The sequence below is a fragment of the Streptomyces cyslabdanicus genome (assembly GCF_052663305.1).
This window is the reverse complement of the sequence record NZ_JBQRUW010000041.1, coordinates 152,299-171,229: the sequence shown is the minus strand read 5'-3', so window position 1 is coordinate 171,229 and position 18,931 is coordinate 152,299. Positions and strand designations below refer to the sequence as shown.

The following is an 18,931-nucleotide window of genomic DNA, read 5'->3' as shown; positions in this document are numbered from 1 at the left end:
GGGCCCTGGCCCTCGTACTGGATGTACTTGGGTCAGGGCCCGGTGCGGCGAGAGTGCGTGCATGGCGTCGCGAGGCAGACGGGAGTTTGACGACAGGGCCTAGGAGCCCCGCCCATGCGCCGTACCGTCCAGCGCGCCCAGCCCGTCGCCGCCCCGGCCGGATCCCTGGTGGGCGCCCCCGCGTCGGCCGCCCCGGCGACCCCGGTCGCGCGGGCCCGCCCCCGGCCGACGGCCCGCGGACCGGGGAGGGCGGCGTCGTCGGCGTCGTGTGCGAGCCGGACGGCGGTACCGCCCCGCGCGGCGCGGACGAGGCCTGCACGGCGGCGCTCGGCGCGGCGGTCCACCGCGCGTGGCGGTGCGGGAAAGGCGACGGCTGACCGGACGGCCGGACGCCGGACACGGGGTCGTGCGCCCGCCCGGCCGGGCCCGGTGGCCTTGGGACGGCGCCTCCCTGGGTACACGGAGCCCCGAAGCACGGCCCGCGCCGAGCGGACGGACCCGCACCCGGACACCGGGTGACGGGCTCGGCGCACGCGGCCGGGACGGACCGGGGGCGGCACGACTCGGCGGCACCACACGGCATCAGGGACTTCGCGGAGGTACCCATGAGGCGGAGGTACCCATGAGGCGGACGGATCCGGAAGGCCACGGCCCCGTCCGCTACGGTCCGTCGGCCCTCCCCGACGACGGACTGCCCGTGCTGCCGGAGGTGTCCGCCGCGCTCGCCGGGGCCGCGAGCCGGACCCGGCGCGGACCGATCGGCGGCGGCACGGACCTGCTGGACGCCGCCTGCGGGTACTGGCTGCGGCGCGGGCTGCCCACCGGGCCCGGACGGGTGGCGGCCGCACCCGGCGCGCCCGCCCTGCTGCTCGCGCTGACCGCCACGCTCGGCGGCGACGTCCTGGTGCCCCGGCCCTGCGCGGCCTGGTGGGCGCCGTACGCACGCCTGCTGGGCAGCCCCGCCTTCCCCGTGGCGACACCGGCCGAGTGCGGCGGCGTCCCCGACCCGTACGCCCTGCTGGAGACCGTCCGCAGAGTGCGCGCCGAGGGCGGCGACCCCCGGCTGCTCGTCCTGTCCGTCGCCGACGACCCCACCGCCACCGTGGCACCGCCGGAGGTGCTGCACGAGACCGTCGAGGCCGCCGCGGCCGAGGGACTGCACCTGGTCAGCGACGAGACCTGGCGCGACACGGTGCACGCGCCGCACGAGACGGTGCTGCTCGGCCCGGCCGAGATGCTGCCCGACCACGTCACCGTCGTCACCGACCTCGCCGGCGCGTTCCTGCCCGCCGGCTGGCCCGCAGCGATCGCCCGCTTCCCGGCCGGTGCCACCGGCGAGGCGCTGCACGCGCGCGTGCTCGACGTCCTCACCGCACTGGACGCCCGCGTCGCCGAACCGGTCGCCGCCGCGGCCGCCTACGTCCTCGACGAACCCGAGCCGGTCACCACGCGCCTGGCGGCCTCGGTACGCCTGCACGCGCGCGTGGCACGCGCCGTCCACGCGGCCGTGGTCGCCGCGGGAGCGCTCGCCCTGCCGCCGCAGTCCGGCCGCCACCTGTACGCCGACCTCGGCCCGCTGCGTGCCGCGCTCGACGCCCACGCGGTGGGCGACGCACAGGAGTTGGAGGACTTCCTCACCGCCCGCCTGGAATTCCCCGCGCCCGGCGGCCACCGCTTCGGCGACGACCTCGGCGCGCTGCGCGTGCGGCTGTCCACCACGGAACTCCTCGGCCGCACCGACGAGGAACGCGGGGAATGCCTCCTGTCACCCGAGCCGCTGGAACTGCCACACGTGCAACGCGCGTTGATCTCCTTGAGGTCCGTCCTCGACGATCTCCGCGACGACGCTCAGCGATGGGAGCCTCCTCGATGACGCAGCAGTCAGAGTCGACCACGTCCACGAGCACCGCCCCTCAGGAGTCCGACGAGCCCGCGGCCTCGTCTTTCCTGACCACCCGCACGGCCACCCGTGCGACCACTCGTACGACGCCTCGTCCCGAGCCCTTCCCGCCGCTGGTCGAACCTCGGCCGCTGGGCGAGCGGCGGGTGTGGCCGCGCACCTTCCACGACCGGCTCACCACCCCGCTGCCCGGCCTGAAGGCCTTCGCCCGGTTCGCCCGCGAGGGGGCCCTGCGGCCGGACAAGGAGGCCCTCGCCGACATCCCGCTGCTGCCGTACCGGCCCGCCGAGCTGCCCCGTGCGGACACCCGTACGGTCGCCGTCAGCTGGGCGGGCCACGCCAGCTGGGTCGTCCGGATCGGCGGACTGACCGTGCTGACCGACCCGGTGTGGTCCCGCCGCATCATCGGCACCCCGGCCCGCGTCACGCCCGTCGGCGTGCCCTGGGAGGCACTGCCCGCCGTCGACGCGGTCGTCATCAGCCACAACCACTACGACCATCTGGACGCGCCCACCCTGCGCGGACTCCCGCGCGACACCCCGGTGTTCGTGCCGGCCGGACTCGGCCGCTGGTTCCAGCGCCGCCGGTTCACCCGCGTCACCGAACTGGACTGGTGGGAGGCGGCCGAACTGTCCGGGGTCCGCCTCGACTTCGTCCCCGCCCACCACTGGTCCAAGCGCACCCTCACCGACACCTGCCGCAGCCTGTGGGGCGGCTGGGTGCTCACCGACCCCGACGGGCAGCGCGTGTACTTCGCCGGCGACACGGGCTACGGCCACTGGTTCTCCCGCATCGGCCGCCGCTACCCCGGCATCGACCTCGCCCTGCTCCCCATCGGCGCCTACGACCCCCGCTGGTGGCTCAGCGACGTCCACTGCGACCCGGAGGAAGCCGTCCAGGCCGCCCAGGACCTCGGCGCCCGGCACATGGCCCCCATGCACTGGGGCACCTTCATTCTGTCCGCCGAACCCCTCCTGGAGCCCCTCACCCGGGTCCGCAGAGCCTGGCGGGAGGCCGGCCTGCCCCGGGAGCGGCTGTGGGACCTGGCGGTGGGCGCCTCCCGCGTCCTGGAATAGCGGCGGGCCGGCGGGCGGGGGCCGCCACCCCCGTCGGAGGCCCCCGCCGCCGGTCAGTGCGAGCGGTGGGCCGGGATCAGCCGGCGCAGGCGGCGCCAGAGGGAGGGGGCGGCGCCCAGCAGGACGGTCAGCGCGATCGCGGTGACCACGCCTTCCCAGGGCTCCTTGAACAGGGAGCCGCCGAGGACGCCGATCAGCTGGTACGTCACCGCCCAGGACAGGCACGCGGGGAGGTTGCCGCGGGCGAAGCGGCGCGGCGGCCACTGCGCCAGCAGACAGGCCAGCATCACCGGTATGCGCCCCGCCGGGACGAGGCGGGACAGGACCAGCACCGCGACCCCGTGCTCGGTCAGCTTCCGCTGCGCCTGCGCGAGCCGGTCCTCCGGGGCACGCGTGCGGATCGCCTCGAGCCAGCGCGAACCGTTTTTCGACCCCAGCCCGCGCCGCCCCAGCCAGTACAGTGCCGCGTCCCCGAGGAACGCGGCCAGCGACGCCGTCAGGAACACCAGGGCCAGCGAGAACGGCGCCGTCTGATGCAGGGCGACCACCGTCGCCGAACTGACCAGCGCGCCCGTCGGCACCACCGGCACCAGCGCCCCGATCAGCACCAGCAGGAAGAGCGAGGGGTACCCCATCGCCTGCTGGGTGGACTCCGGTGGCACCACCGAGGTCACGGCGGCGGCGATCCGTATCACCGGGCGCCCTCCAGGCGCACGCTCTCCCCGTGCCCGAGCCGGTGCACCGCGACCGCCGGCGCACGCTCGGCGGCCAGGCGCGCGAACTCATCACCCGGCGCATGGAACTCATGGGGGCGCACGGCGTCCATCCCGATCGGCCAGTACGTGCCGTAGTGCACCGGCACCGCGCTCCCCGGCGCCAGCCGGGCCAGCGCCTGCGCCGCCCGTCCCGCGTCCAGGTGCCCCGCGCCGAGGTACGGTCCCCAGCCACCCACCGGCAGCAGCGCCGCGTCGACCGGACCGACCTCCTCGGCCATCGTCTCGAACAGGCCGGTGTCCCCGGCGAAGTACGTCCGTGCCTCGCCCTCGACGACGTAGCCGAGCGCGGGCGAGCGGTGCCGCCCGACCGGGAGCCGCCGTCCGTCGTGCCGGGCCGGCACCGCCCGTACGACGACACCGCCGACCTCGACCCGGTCCCCGGGTGTCACCTCGGTGATCCGCAGGTGGTCGAGCCGGCGCAGCCCCGCGACCGCCCCGAGTGCGCCCCGGGGCACCAGCAGGCGCGTGCCCGGCTCCAGCCGGGCCAGTGAGGGTACGTGCAGATGGTCGGCGTGCAGGTGGGAGACCAGGGCCACGTCCGCCTGACAGGCGGCGGGCGGGGGCGGCGCGCCGCGGCGGCGCCGCAGGTGCGCGAGCCTGCGGGCGAACAGGGGATCGGTGAGCACGCGGACGCCCGAGTCCTCGACCGTGCAGGTGGCATGACCCCACCAGGTGATCTCCACCGGCACTCCTTTGCCTCCTTCGTGCGACTCCCCCCGAGCCTACGGGCAGGAGTAGGGTCGGCGGCGGAAACCCGGAGGTGAGGGGGACGCCATGGGAGAAGTGCGGGATGCCCCGGGCGGGGATGCCCCGGCGGCCGTCCGCGTCACGGCGATCGCGAGCCTGACACCCCTGGAGGAGCTGAACGACGACCCCTTCCTGGTGGACTCCCGAGGCCAGCACGCGATGTGCGCCCACTGGGCGGCCGAGCACGGCTACGTGATCGCGCGGGAACTGCTCGTCCGGGGGCTGCGGGCCGACCACAGCGCCCTGTGGGAGGGAGTGCGCCCGGGCGTGGACGTGTTCGTCGCGCCCAGCCGGCGGGTCCTGGAGCGGGCGCTGTCCTCCGTCGAGGAGTTCACCGAGGAGTGCGCGCGACGCGGGGTCCGGGTCGAGACGGTGGGCCGGGCCGAGCCCTCGTACGACGCCCAGATGAAGGCCCGCGTGCACCGCCGCCTCTCCATGCCGACCGCCGGCTACGACGGCCGCTGACCCACACCCCTCCACACGCGTCCCCGCGTACAGCTCTGTGGGCGTCACCCCAGGTCACGGTGGTTTGTGTGGGTGTATGACAAGCTGGGGTGCGTCCGTGCGGAGGCACGGGGACGGGGCGGGAACGGAGGATGTGCTGGCATGGGTGGCGGGCGGCGGTGGCGGCGGGTCGCCAGTCAGGTCGGGCGCAGTGTCGCGGTGTGGGCCGTCTCCACGGTCACCCTCCTGGTGCTCGCCGGGATCATGCCGGACTTCCGGTTGCAGTCGCCCGACGGCGACAGCGCCACCACCGTCGCCGTGACGGCCGCGCTCGGCGCGGGCGCCTTCGGTGTGCTGTCGGCCGTGGTGTGGCCACTGCTCGTCCGGCTGCTGCTGCTGGTGCCCGCGCTGGTCCTCGGACTGCTGGTGTTCTTCCTCAACGGCTCACTGCTCCTGCTCGCCCTGCGCATCACCCCCTCCGGCCAGGCCGAGGCGGCCCCCGAGACCGCCGTCATCGTGGCCGCGGTGATGTCCGCGGTCGCCTCGGCCACCGGCGCCGCCCTCGCCGTGCGCGACGACGACGCCTACCGGCGCAGGCTCCACCGGCTCGCCGACCGCCGCCGCAGACGGCTGCCGCCCTGCTCGTCGACCCCCGGCACCGTCGTCGTCCAGCTCGACGGCGTCGGCCACGACGTGCTGCGGGACGCGGTGGCCGAGGGCCTGATGCCGACCGTCGCCCGATGGCTCGGCGCCGGCGATCAGCGGCCCACCCACCGGCTCACCCCCTGGCGCACCGACTGGTCCAGCCAGACGGGCGCCAGCCAGCTCGGCATCCTGCACGGATCCAACCACGACGTCCCCGCCTTCCGCTGGTACGAGAAGGACACCGGCGAGGTGATGGTCTGCAACCGCCCGAGCAGCGCCGCCGAACTCCAGCGCCGCGCCGTACGGCGCACCGGCGACGGCGGACTGCTCACCGCCGACGGAGCCAGCCGCGGCAACCTCTTCGGCGGCGGAGCCGGCGAACTCGCCCTGGTCCTGTCGGTCGCGGTCCGCCGCGACCGCGCCAGCCGCTCCCGCGCGGGCTACTTCGCCTACTTCTCCGACCCCGCCAACGCCGTCCGCACCTTCCTGTCCTTCGTCGCCGAGACCAGCCGTGAGATCGGCCAGTCCCTGCGCGCCCGACTCCGCAAGGAGCGACCGCGTGTCTCCCGCGGCGGCCTGTACCCACTGATCCGCGCCTTCGCGACGGTCGTCGAACGGGACGTCGTCGTGGCCGCGGTGATGGGCGACCTGCTCGCCGGGCGCACCGCCGTCTACGCCGACCTGGTGGCGTACGACGAGGTGGCCCACCACTCCGGGCCGCACAGCCGTGACGCGGCGCAGGTGCTGCGGCGTCTGGACCGCTCGCTGGCGCTGATCGAGAAGGTCGCCGAGCACGCTCCGCGCCCGTACCGGTTCGTCCTCCTGTCCGACCACGGCCAGAGCCCCGGCGAGACCTTCCGATCCCGCCACGGTCTCACCCTGGGCGACCTGGTGCGGGCCGGCTGTGGCCTGCCCGTGCCGCGCCGGGCGGAGCGGACCCTCTCCCAGGCTCTCGGCTCCGCCCGAGCGGGGGAGACCCCGACCGGCGCCGAGGCGCGCGCCGCCGTACGGGCCGCGCTGGGCCGCCCGGTCGAGGAGAGCGGGGAGGGCCGGCGGCCCTCCCGCCGCTCGGAGCCCGTCGTGCTGGCCTCGGGCAACCTGGGCCTGGTCTCCTTCCCGGACGTGCCGCACCGCATGAGCCAGGAGGAGATCGACGCCCGCCACCCCGCGCTGCTGGCCACGCTCGCCGACCACCCGGGCGTCGGCTTCCTGCTCGTGCGCAGCGAGGAGCACGGCGGTGTCGTGCTCGGCGCGCGCGGCGCGCGGATACCGCTGGCCGAACTCGACATCGACCCCGGCCCGCTGGCCGTCTTCGGCCCCGGTGCCGCCGACGCCGTACGCCGCACCCACTCCTTCCCGCACACCGCCGACATCATGGTCAACTCCTGCTACGACCCGGCCGGTGGAGAGGTCCTCGCCTTCGAGGAGCAGATCGGCTCCCACGGCGGCCTCGGCGGCGCGCAGGGCCGCCCGTTCCTGCTGTCGCCGCTCGCCTGCTCCCCGCCGGTCGCGGAAGGCGGGGAACTCGTCGGCGCCGAGCACGTCCACCGCGCGCTGCGGCGCTGGCTGCACGAGGCCGCGGGGACCGGCGCCCCGCTCACCGCGGAACCGGAGGAACGGGCCGCCTGACCCTCCCCGGCTCATCCCGTACCGGCGGTCAGTGGTGCGGCCAGAAACCCCGACCGGACCCGGCCGAAGTCGCTCACCATCATGACCGCGGGCGTCAGGCGGCAGGCAACGGCCCGGTTCGGTGGCTGCGGACGCCGCGGATGTGATCGGATGGCGATTACGGAATCCCGGGAACGGGAACCTAGGCGAAAGGCAAGGAACCAACCGTGGCAACCACGCGCACCGCTCACACCGTCTGGGAAGGCAACCTGCTCGAGGGCAACGGCGTCGTCACCTTCGACTCCTCCGGCATCGGCGAGCAGCCGGTGTCGTGGCCGTCGCGCGCCGAGCAGGCGAACGGGAAGACCAGCCCCGAGGAGCTGATCGCCGCCGCCCACTCCAGCTGCTTCTCCATGGCGCTGTCGCACGGCCTGGCCGGCGCCGGCACCCCTCCCACCAGCCTGCGGACGAAGGCGGACGTCACCTTCCAGCCGGGCGAGGGCATCACGGGCATCCACCTCAGTGTCGAGGGCACGGTCCCCGGCATCGACGACGACGCGTTCGTCGCCGCGGCCGAGGAGGCCAAGAAGAACTGCCCGGTCAGCCAGGCCCTGACCGGTACGACGATCACCCTGGACGCCAAGCTCGCCTGACGCGAGACGCACGTCCGACGATGCCGCGCCCCCCGTTCCGGGCGCGGCATCGCTGTTCCCGGATGGAGCGGCGGGCGGCGGGTACGCGCCATTGACAACAGCGCGCTCAAGTTTTGTGCTGGAGAGCAGGAGGCGCCCGGAAGGGGACGAAGATGGCACGTGCGGTCGGGATCGATCTCGGGACGACGAACTCGGTGGTGGCCCTGCTGGAAGGCGGTGAGCCCACCGTCGTCGCCAACGCCGAGGGCGCGCGCACCACGCCGTCGGTCGTGGCGTTCGCCAAGAACGGCGAGGTGCTCGTGGGCGAGGTGGCCAAGCGGCAGGCGGTGACGAACGTGGAGCGCACCGCACGCTCGGTCAAGCGGCACATGGGGGACGCGAACTGGCGCTTCCCGGACCAGGGTTCCATCGACGGCACCCGCTACCAGGCGCAGGAGCTGTCCGCGCGCGTCCTGCAGAAGCTGAAGCGGGACGCGGAGTCCTATCTCGGCGAGGACGTCACGGACGCGGTGATCACCGTGCCGGCGTACTTCGACGACGCGCAGCGGCAGGCGACGAAGGAGGCCGGGGAGATCGCGGGACTGAAGGTCCTGCGGATCATCAACGAGCCGACGGCCGCGGCGCTCGCCTACGGCCTGGACCGGGGCGAGGAGCAGACGGTGCTCGTCTTCGACCTCGGCGGCGGCACCTTCGACGTCTCCCTGCTGGAGATCGGTGACGGCGTCATCGAGGTCAAGGCCACCAACGGCGACACCCTCCTCGGCGGCGACGACTGGGACCAGCGGATCGTCGAGCACCTGGTCAAGCGGTTCAAGGGCCAGTACGGCATCGACCTCGGCAATGACAAGATGGCGGTGCAGCGACTGCGCGAGGCCGCCGAGAAGGCCAAGATCGAGCTGTCGTCGTCCTCCGAGACGACGATCAACCTGCCCTACATCACGGCCTCCGCCGAGGGCCCGCTGCACATGGACGAGAAGCTGACCCGGGCCCAGTTCCAGGAGCTGACCGCCGATCTGCTGGACCGCTGCCGCAAGCCCTTCCACCAGGCCGTCAAGGACGCGGGCATCAAGCTCTCGGCCGTCGACCACGTGATCCTCGTCGGCGGCTCCACCCGGATGCCGGCCGTGACCGACCTGGTGCGGGAGCTGACCGGCAAGGACCCGCACAAGGGCGTCAACCCCGACGAGGTGGTGGCCGTGGGCGCCGCCCTCCAGGCGGGCGTGATCCGCGGCGACGTCAAGGACGTCCTCCTGCTCGACGTCACGCCGCTGTCCCTCGGCATCGAGACCAAGGGCGGCATCATGACCAAGCTCATCGAGCGCAACACCACGATCCCCACCCGGCGTTCGGAGATCTTCACCACCGCCACCGACAACCAGCCCTCGGTCGGCATCCAGGTCTACCAGGGCGAACGTGAGATCGCCGCGTACAACAAGAAGCTCGGCGTCTTCGACCTCACCGGCCTGCCGCCCGCGCCGCGCGGGGTGCCGCAGATTGAGGTCGCCTTCGACATCGACGCCAACGGGATCATGCACGTCTCGGCCAAGGACCTGGCCACCGGTCGCGAGCAGAAGATGACCGTGACCGGCGGTTCGGCCCTGCCCAAGGACGACATCGACCGCATGATGCGGGAGGCCGAGCAGTACGCCGAGGAGGACCGCAAGCGCAGGGAGAGCGCCGAGACCCGCAACCAGGCCGAGCAGCTCGTCTACCAGACGGAGAACTTCCTCCGCGACAACGGCGACCGCGTGCCCGCCGACACCAAGTCGGAGGTCGAGGCCGCCGCAGCCGAGGTGAAGGCCCTCCTGGAGCAGCAGGCGGAGACCCCGGCGCTGCGCACGGCCATCGACAAACTGGCCTCCGTCAGCCAGCGGATGGGCCAGGCGATGTACGCCCAGGCCCAGCAGAGCGGCCCGGACGGCACCGAGCAGCACACGGCACCGCCCGACGAGGACTCGGTGGTGGACGCGGAGATCGTCGACGACGAACGCGACACCAGGGGCGGAGCCGCCTAGCGTCAGTCCGTGGCGCAGGTCGTCCGCCGGGCCGGGCTCACAGGTTCTTGCGGTACTCCCGCAGCAGCTCGCGGGTCTGCTCGGCGGTGGCCGCGGCGGCCGTCATGCGGTCGAGCACCTCCAGGTGCGTGGAGATCTCCGCGCGGGAGTCCAGGTACAGGGCGCCGGTCAGGTACTCGGTGTAGACCAGGTCGGGCAGCTCCGGCTCGGCGAAACGGAACAGCGAGAACGGCCCGTACGTCCCCGCGTGCGGCCCCCGCGCGAACTCGGCGACCTGCACCGTCACCCGGTCCCGCTCGGTGTACTGGAGCAGCTTGTCGAGCTGCTCGCGCATCACCTCGGGGCGGTCGCTCACCGGCCGTCGCAGCACCGTCTCGTCGACGATCACCCACAGGTGCGGCGGATCCGGCCGCTCCAGCAGCCGCTGCCGGGCCATCCGCAGCGACACGTGCCGCTCGACGGCGTCCGGACTGCGCTGTCCGACCGTCCCGGCCTCCAGCACCGCCCGCGCGTAGCCCTCCGTCTGGAGCAGCCCCGGCACGAAGTGCGGCTCGTAGGAGCGGATCAGCCGGGCGGCGCCCTCGAGGCTCACATACAGGCTGAACCACTCCGGCAGCACGTCGTGGAACCGCTGCCACCAGCCCGGCGCGTTGGCCTCCTCGGCCAGCGCGACGAACGCGGCGGCCGCCTCGTCGCCCACCCTGTAGGCGGACAGCAGCAACTGCACGTACGGGATCTTCAGCGCGACCTCGGCCATCTCCATCCGCCGTACGGTCGCGGGGGCCACCCGCAGGACGCGCGCGGCCTCCTCGCGTCCCAGTCCGGCCTTCTCCCGCAGTTCCTGAAGTCGTCTGCCGAGCACCACCTGGCCCACGGTGGGCGCGGCCCGCCGCTCACTCACGCCAGGCCTCCCGGCTCTCTCCCGCCCACGAGGAATGAAGGTACTCGACGGTGGCCTGGTCGGCGGGCAGGAACGTCTCGATCGCCAGTTCCGCGACCGTCACGTCCATGGGTGTGTTGAAGGTGGAGATGGAGGAGACGAACGACAGCACCCGCCCGTCGTGCTCGATCCGCAGCGGCAGCGCGAAGTACGGCACCTGTCCGGGCGGCCCATCCGTCTCAGGCGCGCTCCGCGGCACCGGGTAGGCCGCCACCTCCTCGTACAGCTCGCGCAGCGCGGCCGAGCGGTGCAGCGCGACCTGCCGCTCCATCTGGGCGAGCAGGTGCCCGCGCCACTCGCGCAGATTGCGGATGCGCGGTGCCAGACCGTCCGGGTGCAGGGTCAGCCGCATCGCGTTCAGTGGCGCGGCGAGCAGCCGCTCCGGTACGCCCTCCAGCAGCATCGTGATGCCCCGGTTCGCGCTCACCACGTCGTACGTCGCGTCGACCACCAGCGCGGGATACGGCTCGTATCCCCGGATCAGCCGCTCCAGGCCCTCGCGCAGCGGGCCGAGCGCCGGGTCGTCCAGCGGGGTCTGCCGGTACCGCGGGGCGTAACCGGCGGCCAGCAGCAGGGCGTTGCGCTCCCGCACCGGCACCTCCAGGTGCTCCGCAAGCCGCAGCACCATCTCCTCGCTCGGCCGGGACCGTCCGGTCTCGATGAAGCTGATGTGCCGGGACGAGGAGTCGGCGCGCAGCGCCAGTTCCAGCTGACTGATCCGCCGCCGCTCCCGCCAGGACCGCAGCAGCGGGCCCACGCCCCGGGCTGCGGGAGCGGTCGGGGACGCGGTGGTGCCGGACGCGACAATGGCCATAGGCACGACCGTAGTCGAGGAGCGGGCGGATGACCGAGCCGTGGAGCCCGACCTGGCCGGCGACGGGCGGCCTGACGCGCCGGTGCGCGGCGGCCGACAGGGCGACGCGGCGGCCCTCCTGTGGCAGTCTGAGCAGGAACGCGAGATCCAGAAGAGGTCCGGAAGCCGTTCGGAAGAGGTCCGGAAGAGGTCCAGGAAGGGAGCCGGTCCCATGCCCGTCGCACCGCTGTCGCACAAGGAGATCGAGGAGCGGCTGGCCGAACTGCCCGGCTGGTCCGTGGACGGGGACCGCCTCACCCGCTCGTTCCGGCTCGGCTCGCACTTCGCGGCGACGGCGATGGTCGTGCACATCGCCCAGGTGCAGGAGGAGCTCAACCACCATTCCGACCTCACGCTGGGCTACAACACGGTCTCGTTCAGCGTGAACACCCACAGCGTGGGCGGCGCCCTCACCGAGAACGACTTCGAACTCGCCCACCGGGTGCAGGACCTCGCACCGGGGCATGGGGCACACTGATCCACATCGGGACGGGAGGGGGACCGCGTGCTGGACTACGGCGAGGAAGCCGAGCGCTACGACGCCTCGCGCGGCGGTGAAGCGAGGGCGGAGGCCGCGGCGGAGGCGGTCCTCGGCCTCGTACCGCGGCAGGCGCGTGAACTGCTCGACGTGGGCTGCGGCACCGGCATCGTGACCCGCCGCCTCGCCGCCGCCCGCGCAGGCCTGCGGGTGACCGGGGCGGACCGGGCGCCCGCGATGGCCCGGTACGCCGGGGCACGCCTGCCCGGTGCCGTCGTCCTCGCCGACAGCCGCAGCCTGCCCTTTCCGGACGGGCGGTTCGACGCCGTCACCAGTGTGTGGCTGCTGCACCTGGTGCCCCGCCCCGAGGACGCGCGGGCGATCGTCGCCGAGTGCGCCCGGGTGCTCAGGCCCGGCGGGGTGTATGTCACCACGGTCGACAAGGCCGCCGCGCACAACGTCGGCAGCGACATCGACGGAGTGCTCGCCTCCCGGCCCCGTTCCCCGGCCTGCGACGACGCCGGCCTCGTCTCCGAGTACGCCGCCGCGCACGGCCTGGTCCCGGCCGGGCAGGCCCTCTTCCCGGGCCGGGACCAGGGCCGCAGTCCGCGCAGCACCGTCGCGGACCTGCGCCGCGGCTGGTTCGTCACGCTGCCGCCGGGCGAACCCCGCACCGAGGCCTTCGCCGAGCGGCTGGCGGCCCTGCCCGAACAGGACCGCCGCCGCCCGGACCCGGTCTTCACCCTGCGGGCGTTCCGCAAGGGGGAGTGAGGCCCCCTTCCCCCCCGTCAGGAGACCGTGCAGGTCTGACCGCCGAGGGTGAAGGCGGCCGGTCTGCCGTTGGTCCCCGACCAGTTCCCCGTGAAGCCGAAGTCCACCGACGAGCCCGCCGCGACGTCGCCGTTCCAGCTCGTGTTCTTCGCCGTCACGGACGCACCCGACTGGGAGTGGTCGGCGTTCCACAGCGAGGTGATCTCCTGCCCGTTCGGGAAGGACCACGCCAGCGACCAGCCGTTCCAGGCCGTGGTGCCGGTGTTGGTCAGCCGGACGTCGGCCTGGAAGCCGCCGTCCCACTGGTTGGTGACGCTGTAGGCCACCGCGCAGGGACCGGCCGGCGGCGGTGTCGAACCGTCGTCGCCACCGCCGGTGTCGCCGCCGCCGTTGTCCCCGCCGCCGGTGTCTCCACCCCCGCCCGTGTCGCCGCCGCCGTTCGGGTCGGAGGTGTCGCCGTAGATCACCCCTCGGCCGTTGGTCGAGACGTACACGCGGCCGTAGATCCGCGGGTCACCGGTGATCGCCGCGCCCGTCCAGCCCCACTGGTGGGCGTCGTCGTTGATCCGGGTCCAGCTCGCGCCCTTGTCGGTGGAGCGGAAGATGCCCCGCACCCCGCCGATCTTCGCGCTGGTGTACAGCGTCTGGTACGAGGCGCCGTTCGCCGCCTTGCCGAAGCCGATGGTGTCGGCCTCCGCCACGTTCGACAGCTTGGTGAAGCTCGCGCCGCCGTCGGTGGAGTGCCACAGCCCGTACGCGCCGTCGCTCGCGCCGCCCGCCAGCCAGATGTCGCCCTTCGTGCCCGGCAGGGCCTTGAAGCGCACGCTGTCGCCCGTGGGAAGACCGGCCGCCGGCGACGCCGTGAAGGTCGCGCCTCCGTCCGAACTCACGTAGAACTTCCCGGACTTGAAGCCGTAGAAGGTCTTCGGGTCCACCCGGTCCGAGGCCACGGCCGCGCCCGCCGGGATTCCGGCCGACGCCGACCACGACGAGCCGTACCCCGACGTGTACTGCACTCCCGCGCCCGCCGGGCTCCACACGAACCGGCCGCCGTCCGCGCCGGCCGCGACCGTGCCGCCACCGCTCACGCCCGAAGGCTCCGCGCCCGCGAACCAGTTGGCGCCGTTGTCGGTGGAGAACGCCACGTGCGAACCCGAGTCCACGTCGCCCACCCGTACCACCGTGTTCGGGTTGGTCTCGGCGAAGTCCAGGCTGGTGCTCGTGGTGAAGGTCGGGGAGGTGAACATCATCGACGGGACCTTCGTCAGATCCGTGTGCCGGAAGCCGCCGATGTCCCCCAGAGCGCTCAGCAGCGGAGCTCCGGACGGCGGGGACACCAGGTCGTTCACCGCGGTCTCCTCGAGACCCTGCACCATCGGCCGCACGGCGAACTGGCCGCCGCTGTCCCACTTGGTGAGGTTCTCGGTGCCGTAGATCGTCGCGCCCGTGCCGTACATCATCCGGTCGGAGTCGAACGGGTCGATCTCCAGCGCCTCCGTCATCCAGCCCAGTTTCGGGGTCTGTTCGGGCGGCGAGGGGTTCGCGCCGAAGGTGAGCCACGGCGTGGACGACACGTCCATCGTGTAGCGGTTGGAGCGGTTCGGGTACGACGTGTAGTCCCAGGCCTGCGTCCAGGTCGCGCCGCTGTCGGTGGAGCGGAAGATCTGCGTGTCCGGCCACCAGGAGCTGTAGGCCGTCGCCATCACCGTGCCCGGGTGCTGACGGTCGAGCGACAGACCGCTGAAGCCGAAGTAGACGTCGGCATCAGCGACCGGGCTGATGTCCGTCCAGGCGCCGGTCGCCGTCGCGTACCGCCACAACTGACCCTTGCCGCCGTCGTAGGGTCCGCCCGTGTCGCTGTAGGCGAGATACAGGTAGCCGTTCTTCGCGTCCAGCACGCCCTTGTGGGCCAGGTACCCGGTCGGCTGCCCCGGCAGCCGCTGCCAGGTCGCGCCCGCGTCCGTCGAGCGGTACACCGCGTTGTCCTTGTCGGCGACCCCGGCGTAGATGGTCCGCGTGGCGTTGCCCGGCGTGCCGGTCGACTCGTCGAACGTGACCCAGACGACGCCCTGGTTGTCGTTGGCGTAGCCGGAGGTGTCGCCCGGGTCCTGCGCGTAGTTGCCCGGGTTGGTGAAGCTCGTGACCCGCGACCAGGTCACCCCCGAGTCCGTCGAGCGCCACAGGCCGTTGCCGCTGGGCGCGCCCAGGTACAGCACGCTGTCCTTGTTCGGGTCGATCGCCAGCCGCTCACCCATCCCGCGGCCCGGCATGTTGCCGCCCAGCTTGAACGGCAGGTCGGTCTTTTGCCAGCTCGCGCCCCGGTCGCCGGAGCGCAGCACCGCGCCCTTGCCCGGGTCCCAGTCGTTGGTGTACGTGCCGACGGCCGCGTACACCTTGTCCGGGGCGGCGGAGTCGGAGGCGATGCTGACGACGCCGGTGTGCCCCCAGTCGTCCCAGCCGACCGAGTCGAGGAGCGGCGTCCAGGTCTTCGTCGACTGCTGCCAGCGATAGGCGCCGCCGATGTCGGTGCGGGCGTAGACCAGGTTCTTCTCGCTGCGGTTGAAGACGATGCCGGGGACGAAGCCGCCCCCGTCGATGCGGGCGTTCTTCCAGGTGTACGTGTCCGCCGCGACCGCGGTCGGCGCGGCGGGTGCGGCCGCCGCGGACGGGGCGCCGGCGAGCAGTCCGGCGGCGAGTGCGAACACGGCCGTGAGGACACGGCCGGTGCGGGTGGCTCTTCGCACGGTGGGGCTCCTCTCGACGGAGGCAGGAGGGGGGAGAGCGGGGAGGAAGTGACGACCGGGCGGCTCCCCCCGTGAGGGAGCCGCCCGGTCGGGGACCCGTCGGCGGATGACGGGCCCCGGTACACGGAGCGTTCAGCGGGGACTTATTCGAGGAGCTCCGCGTACGAACCCATGGCGAGGGCGATGTCCGCCTGTGCCCAGAACCGGTGGTAGGTGAAGACCGGCGCCGCGCCGCCCTTGAGGTAGGACTCGATCTTCGACCAGGCCGGGTCGCTCTTGTAGAAGGAACGGAGCGAGCTGAACGTCGACGAGGAGTCGATCTTGTCGCCGTTCGGCATCGTGCCGGTCCAGCCGCTCGGCACGTACACGCTGTCACCGAAGCGGCTGTAGTCGGTGCGGGTCTCCGGGACGGCGATGCCCAGGTTGTCCTGGTCGTTGTCCCACATGCCGTCCAGCAGCGCCTTCGCCGTGGACTTGGCCTGCGCGTCACCGGACTTGGCGGCGTAGTACGTCAGGGTCTTGGCGTACGCGGCCGCCACGCCCACGTCGTTGGTGTAGTCGGCGACGGTGACGTGCAACCCGCTGTTGGAGCCCGGCGAGTTGGCGTTCCAGTTGTCCGGCTGCCCCGACCACTGAAGGGTGGAGGGGATCAGGAAGCTGCCGTCCGGGTTGATCGTGGTCTCGGACAGCGCCCACTTCACCCACTTGTCGAGGACCGTCTTCGCCTTGGTGTCCCCGGTCTGCTGGTAGTACTCGGCGACCCGCTCCATCGACCAGGCCTGGAAGCCGAACCACTGGTTGGACGGCGGGTCGTGGTAGACCGGCTGCCAGTCGTAGTACATGCCGTAGAAGGTCGGCGTGCCGGCCGGCGGGGTGGCGTAACGGCCCTGCCAGCTGTTGGTCGCGCCGCCCGCGATGGCACCCTCGGACGACTGGAGCCACCGGTAGAACTCCAGCTGGCGCTGGAGCGAGGTGCTCCAGTCGGCCGCGCCCGTCGCCGACTTGGGCTTCAGGTCGGCGTAACTGCTCAACGCGTACGCGGCGAGCGGGTTCTGGTAGCCGCCGTGGGTGTGGCTGGAGCCGATGCGCCAGGCCCAGCCCGCCGAGCTGTCGGTCGCCCCGCCCCAGGCGTAGTACCAGGAGAGCAGGTAGTGCGAGGCGTCCTTGCCGCTGCCGGCGGGGCAGGACGTGGGCCCGACACAGTTGCCGATCTTCTTGAAGTACTTGTCGTACATCGAGTACCGCAGGTAGTCGCCCATCTTCGCCGCCTTGGCGACGGTGGCCGACACGTCGGCTCCCTTGTTCTGCTCCTTGGCCCACACGTCGGCCCAGTACGCGGCCTGGACGGCGCGCGCGTCGGCGTCGGGGGCGTCGGTGTACTTCCACTGCTTGGCGTAGGAGTCGTCACCGGTGAACAGGTCCAGGTAGCCGTTGCTGCCGCCGTACTTGAAGGCGTCGCAGGTCGGCTGCGGAACCGTCTCCCAGACCGACTCCTCGGCGCCGCGCTGGAAGGTGTTGATGTACGACGGTCCCTTGGCCGTGGGGCCGGCCTCGCACCCGCCGCCGGGCGTGTTGCCGTAGCCGTAGGTGTTGTCGACGTCCTCGATCCAGTGCATGCCGTAGACGTCGTCCGTGCCGTACGCGGACTTCAGCTCACCCGCGATCGGGTCGGAGCCCACCGACACATTGCCGTCGAGCCTGGCCGGGTACTCGTTGGGCGTGTCCAGCTCGGGCGCGTACGTCGCCGGCTTGGAGGCGTTGTAGAAGGAGTTGGTCGCCTGGTCGGCGTGGGTGGGGATCATGTACTTCTCCATGAGCGCCCAGGCACCGTTGAACTTCGACCAGTCGCCCGTCACCTTGCCGTACATCGCCTGCAGCCAGATCAGGTAGCTGTAGGCCTCCGACGTGGTCTCGTGACCGTAGTCGGGTGCCTCCACGATCAGCGTCTCCACCGAGTGGTAGGGAATGCCGTCGGGGGAGAAGTAGCCGTTCGCCGGGTCGGTGATCTTCCCGTACAGGTCCAGGAACCGGGTGTCGTACGCCTTCGAGCCGCCCAGCTCCGTCACGGTGACCGTGGCGCCGGCATGGCCGGTCGCCGAGGCCGTGAAGGTCGCCGAACCGGTGCCGGAGGAGTCCGCCGTGATGGTCACCTTCTGCGCGGTGTTCCAGTTGGACGGGGTGAAGGTGAGTGAGGAGCCACCGGTCACCGACAGGCCCGTGTTGCCGTCCGTGCGGGCGACGCTCACCGTCACGTTCGCGCTGGGCTGGGTCGACAGCTTCACGTCGAAGGTGCCCGAGCTGCCCTGCTGGATGCCGAGCTGGGCCGGCGAGGCCACCACGGCGGGACCGGAGGCGACCGTGATGCCCACGGGCGTGGACTCCGCGGACGCGCCCAGGCTGTCGTAGGCCTTCGCCAGCAGAGAATGACTGCCCACGGTCAAGCCAGAGGCCGAAAAGGTGAACGGGGCGCTCGTGGCGGTACCCAGCAGCTTGGTGTCGTCGTAGAACTCGACCTTGGTGATGGTCGCGGCGTCGGCCGCCGCCGCGGTGGCCGCGAGCGGCACCGCGTCGCCCTGGCTGAACACCGCGCCCGGGGCCGGGCTGGTCAGCACCGCTATCGGCGGCTGGTGTGCGCCGGCGCAGGTGGTGCCGTTGATCGCGAAGTTCGTGGGTGCCGTGTTGGTGCCGCTGTAGGCGAACTGGGCACCGGTGTTCACGGCGCTTCCGGCCGCGATCGTCCCGTTGTACGACTCGTTCTTCACGGTGACCGTCTGGCCGGACTGCGACCAGATGCCGCTCCAGCCGTTGCTGAGCTGCTGGTTGCCCGAGTAGCCGTAGGTCAGGGTCCAGCCGTTGATGGCGTCCGTACCGCGGTTGGTGATGGTCAGGTCCGCGGTGAAGCCGGAGCCCCAGTCGTTGGTCGCGTAGTCCACGCTGCACTGCAGGGCCGCCGCGTGCGCGGTGGTCGACCCCGTCGAGAGCATGGTGAGCGGAAGCGCGAGGGCCGCCACGACGGCGGTCCACAGTCGCCGCGCGCCGCGGCGTCTGCGTCGGGGATGCATGTGCTGGTTCCTCCTTGCGGCTCGGAAGAGGTGGGGGGAGGAGCATCAAGCCGTGAACCAGTGGGAGCGCTCCCATAGTGCGGACGGGTGCCGAGGGGGTCAAGGTCCTTGAAGAGTCGAAAAGATTCGACGCTCTTCAACCCCCTTTTAACGCTGTTGAGTTGAGGAAGTTTGACAAAAGTTCGCGCACCCTCTGTCCTTCGCCGTCACTTCCCGCTA

Annotated in this window: 14 protein-coding genes; 8 read left to right on the top strand and 6 right to left on the bottom strand. The window is 72.5% G+C overall.

Annotation, left to right across the window (positions count from 1 at the left end):
- The first annotated feature begins 622 nt into the window (after positions 1 to 622).
- Both ACTYVM_RS24675 and ACTYVM_RS24670 read left to right on the top strand, forming a co-directional pair.
- Entirely contained in the window at positions 623 to 1,873 is a 1,251-nt protein-coding gene (locus ACTYVM_RS24675; protein ID WP_445528047.1) for an aminotransferase class I/II-fold pyridoxal phosphate-dependent enzyme, read from the top strand.
- Positions 1,870 to 2,976 (top strand): MBL fold metallo-hydrolase, encoded by a 1,107-nt coding sequence (locus tag ACTYVM_RS24670; protein WP_445528046.1) that lies wholly within the window; start codon positions 1,870 to 1,872, stop codon positions 2,974 to 2,976. Before ACTYVM_RS24675 ends, ACTYVM_RS24670 begins: the two co-directional genes overlap by 4 nt.
- 53 nt (positions 2,977 to 3,029) lie before the next feature.
- Here the strand turns inward: ACTYVM_RS24670 and ACTYVM_RS24665 are convergent, their stop codons facing one another.
- Both ACTYVM_RS24665 and ACTYVM_RS24660 read right to left on the bottom strand, forming a co-directional pair.
- Positions 3,030 to 3,671 carry a DedA family protein gene (locus ACTYVM_RS24665; RefSeq protein ID WP_445528045.1) on the bottom strand — a complete coding sequence of 214 codons (642 nt, stop codon included), beginning with the start codon at positions 3,669 to 3,671 and terminating at the stop codon, positions 3,030 to 3,032.
- Positions 3,668 to 4,441, bottom strand: coding sequence for an MBL fold metallo-hydrolase (locus ACTYVM_RS24660; RefSeq protein WP_445528044.1), 774 nt, complete (start codon positions 4,439 to 4,441; stop codon positions 3,668 to 3,670). Before ACTYVM_RS24660 ends, ACTYVM_RS24665 begins: the two co-directional genes overlap by 4 nt.
- An 85-nt stretch (positions 4,442 to 4,526) precedes the next feature.
- On the opposite strand from ACTYVM_RS24660, the gene ACTYVM_RS24655 reads away from it, so the two are divergent.
- The 4 genes from ACTYVM_RS24655 (at position 4,527) to dnaK (ending at position 9,864) form a co-directional block, all read left to right on the top strand.
- On the top strand, positions 4,527 to 4,964 hold the full coding sequence (locus tag ACTYVM_RS24655; RefSeq protein WP_445528043.1) for a hypothetical protein: 438 nt from the start codon (positions 4,527 to 4,529) through the stop codon (positions 4,962 to 4,964).
- A 141-nt stretch (positions 4,965 to 5,105) separates the two neighbouring features.
- The gene (locus ACTYVM_RS24650) at positions 5,106 to 7,217 is read left to right on the top strand and encodes a phage holin family protein (protein ID WP_445528042.1); all 2,112 of its coding nucleotides are present in this window, start codon (positions 5,106 to 5,108) and stop codon (positions 7,215 to 7,217) included.
- A 206-nt stretch (positions 7,218 to 7,423) separates the two neighbouring features.
- A complete protein-coding gene (locus tag ACTYVM_RS24645; RefSeq protein WP_400027608.1) occupies positions 7,424 to 7,849 on the top strand; it encodes an OsmC family protein in 426 nt (141 codons plus the stop codon).
- Between the two features lie 152 nt (positions 7,850 to 8,001).
- Complete coding sequence (gene dnaK, locus ACTYVM_RS24640) at positions 8,002 to 9,864, top strand: molecular chaperone DnaK (protein ID WP_445528041.1); 1,863 nt, start codon at positions 8,002 to 8,004, stop codon at positions 9,862 to 9,864.
- Positions 9,865 to 9,901: 37 nt separating this feature from the next.
- On the opposite strand, the gene ACTYVM_RS24635 is transcribed toward dnaK, so the two are convergent.
- Both ACTYVM_RS24635 and ACTYVM_RS24630 read right to left on the bottom strand, forming a co-directional pair.
- Complete coding sequence (locus ACTYVM_RS24635; RefSeq protein WP_445528040.1) at positions 9,902 to 10,765, bottom strand: Sco1979 family transcriptional regulator; 864 nt, start codon at positions 10,763 to 10,765, stop codon at positions 9,902 to 9,904.
- The gene (locus tag ACTYVM_RS24630; RefSeq protein WP_445528039.1) at positions 10,758 to 11,618 is read right to left on the bottom strand and encodes a helix-turn-helix domain-containing protein; all 861 of its coding nucleotides are present in this window, start codon (positions 11,616 to 11,618) and stop codon (positions 10,758 to 10,760) included. The genes ACTYVM_RS24635 and ACTYVM_RS24630 overlap by 8 nt, the downstream gene beginning before the upstream one ends.
- A gap of 211 nt (positions 11,619 to 11,829) precedes the next feature.
- On the opposite strand from ACTYVM_RS24630, the gene ACTYVM_RS24625 reads away from it, so the two are divergent.
- Both ACTYVM_RS24625 and ACTYVM_RS24620 read left to right on the top strand, forming a co-directional pair.
- Positions 11,830 to 12,135, top strand: coding sequence for a 4a-hydroxytetrahydrobiopterin dehydratase (locus ACTYVM_RS24625; protein ID WP_445528038.1), 306 nt, complete (start codon positions 11,830 to 11,832; stop codon positions 12,133 to 12,135).
- Positions 12,136 to 12,162: 27 nt separating this feature from the next.
- A complete protein-coding gene (locus tag ACTYVM_RS24620; RefSeq protein ID WP_445528037.1) occupies positions 12,163 to 12,906 on the top strand; it encodes a class I SAM-dependent methyltransferase in 744 nt (247 codons plus the stop codon).
- A gap of 17 nt (positions 12,907 to 12,923) precedes the next feature.
- On the opposite strand, the gene ACTYVM_RS24615 is transcribed toward ACTYVM_RS24620, so the two are convergent.
- Together ACTYVM_RS24615 and ACTYVM_RS24610 are read right to left on the bottom strand one after the other, a co-directional pair.
- A complete protein-coding gene (locus ACTYVM_RS24615; protein ID WP_445528036.1) occupies positions 12,924 to 15,650 on the bottom strand; it encodes a cellulose binding domain-containing protein in 2,727 nt (908 codons plus the stop codon).
- Positions 15,651 to 15,793: 143 nt separating this feature from the next.
- Entirely contained in the window at positions 15,794 to 18,712 is a 2,919-nt protein-coding gene (locus tag ACTYVM_RS24610; RefSeq protein ID WP_445528035.1) for a glycoside hydrolase family 48 protein, read from the bottom strand.
- Positions 18,713 to 18,931 lie beyond the last annotated feature (219 nt).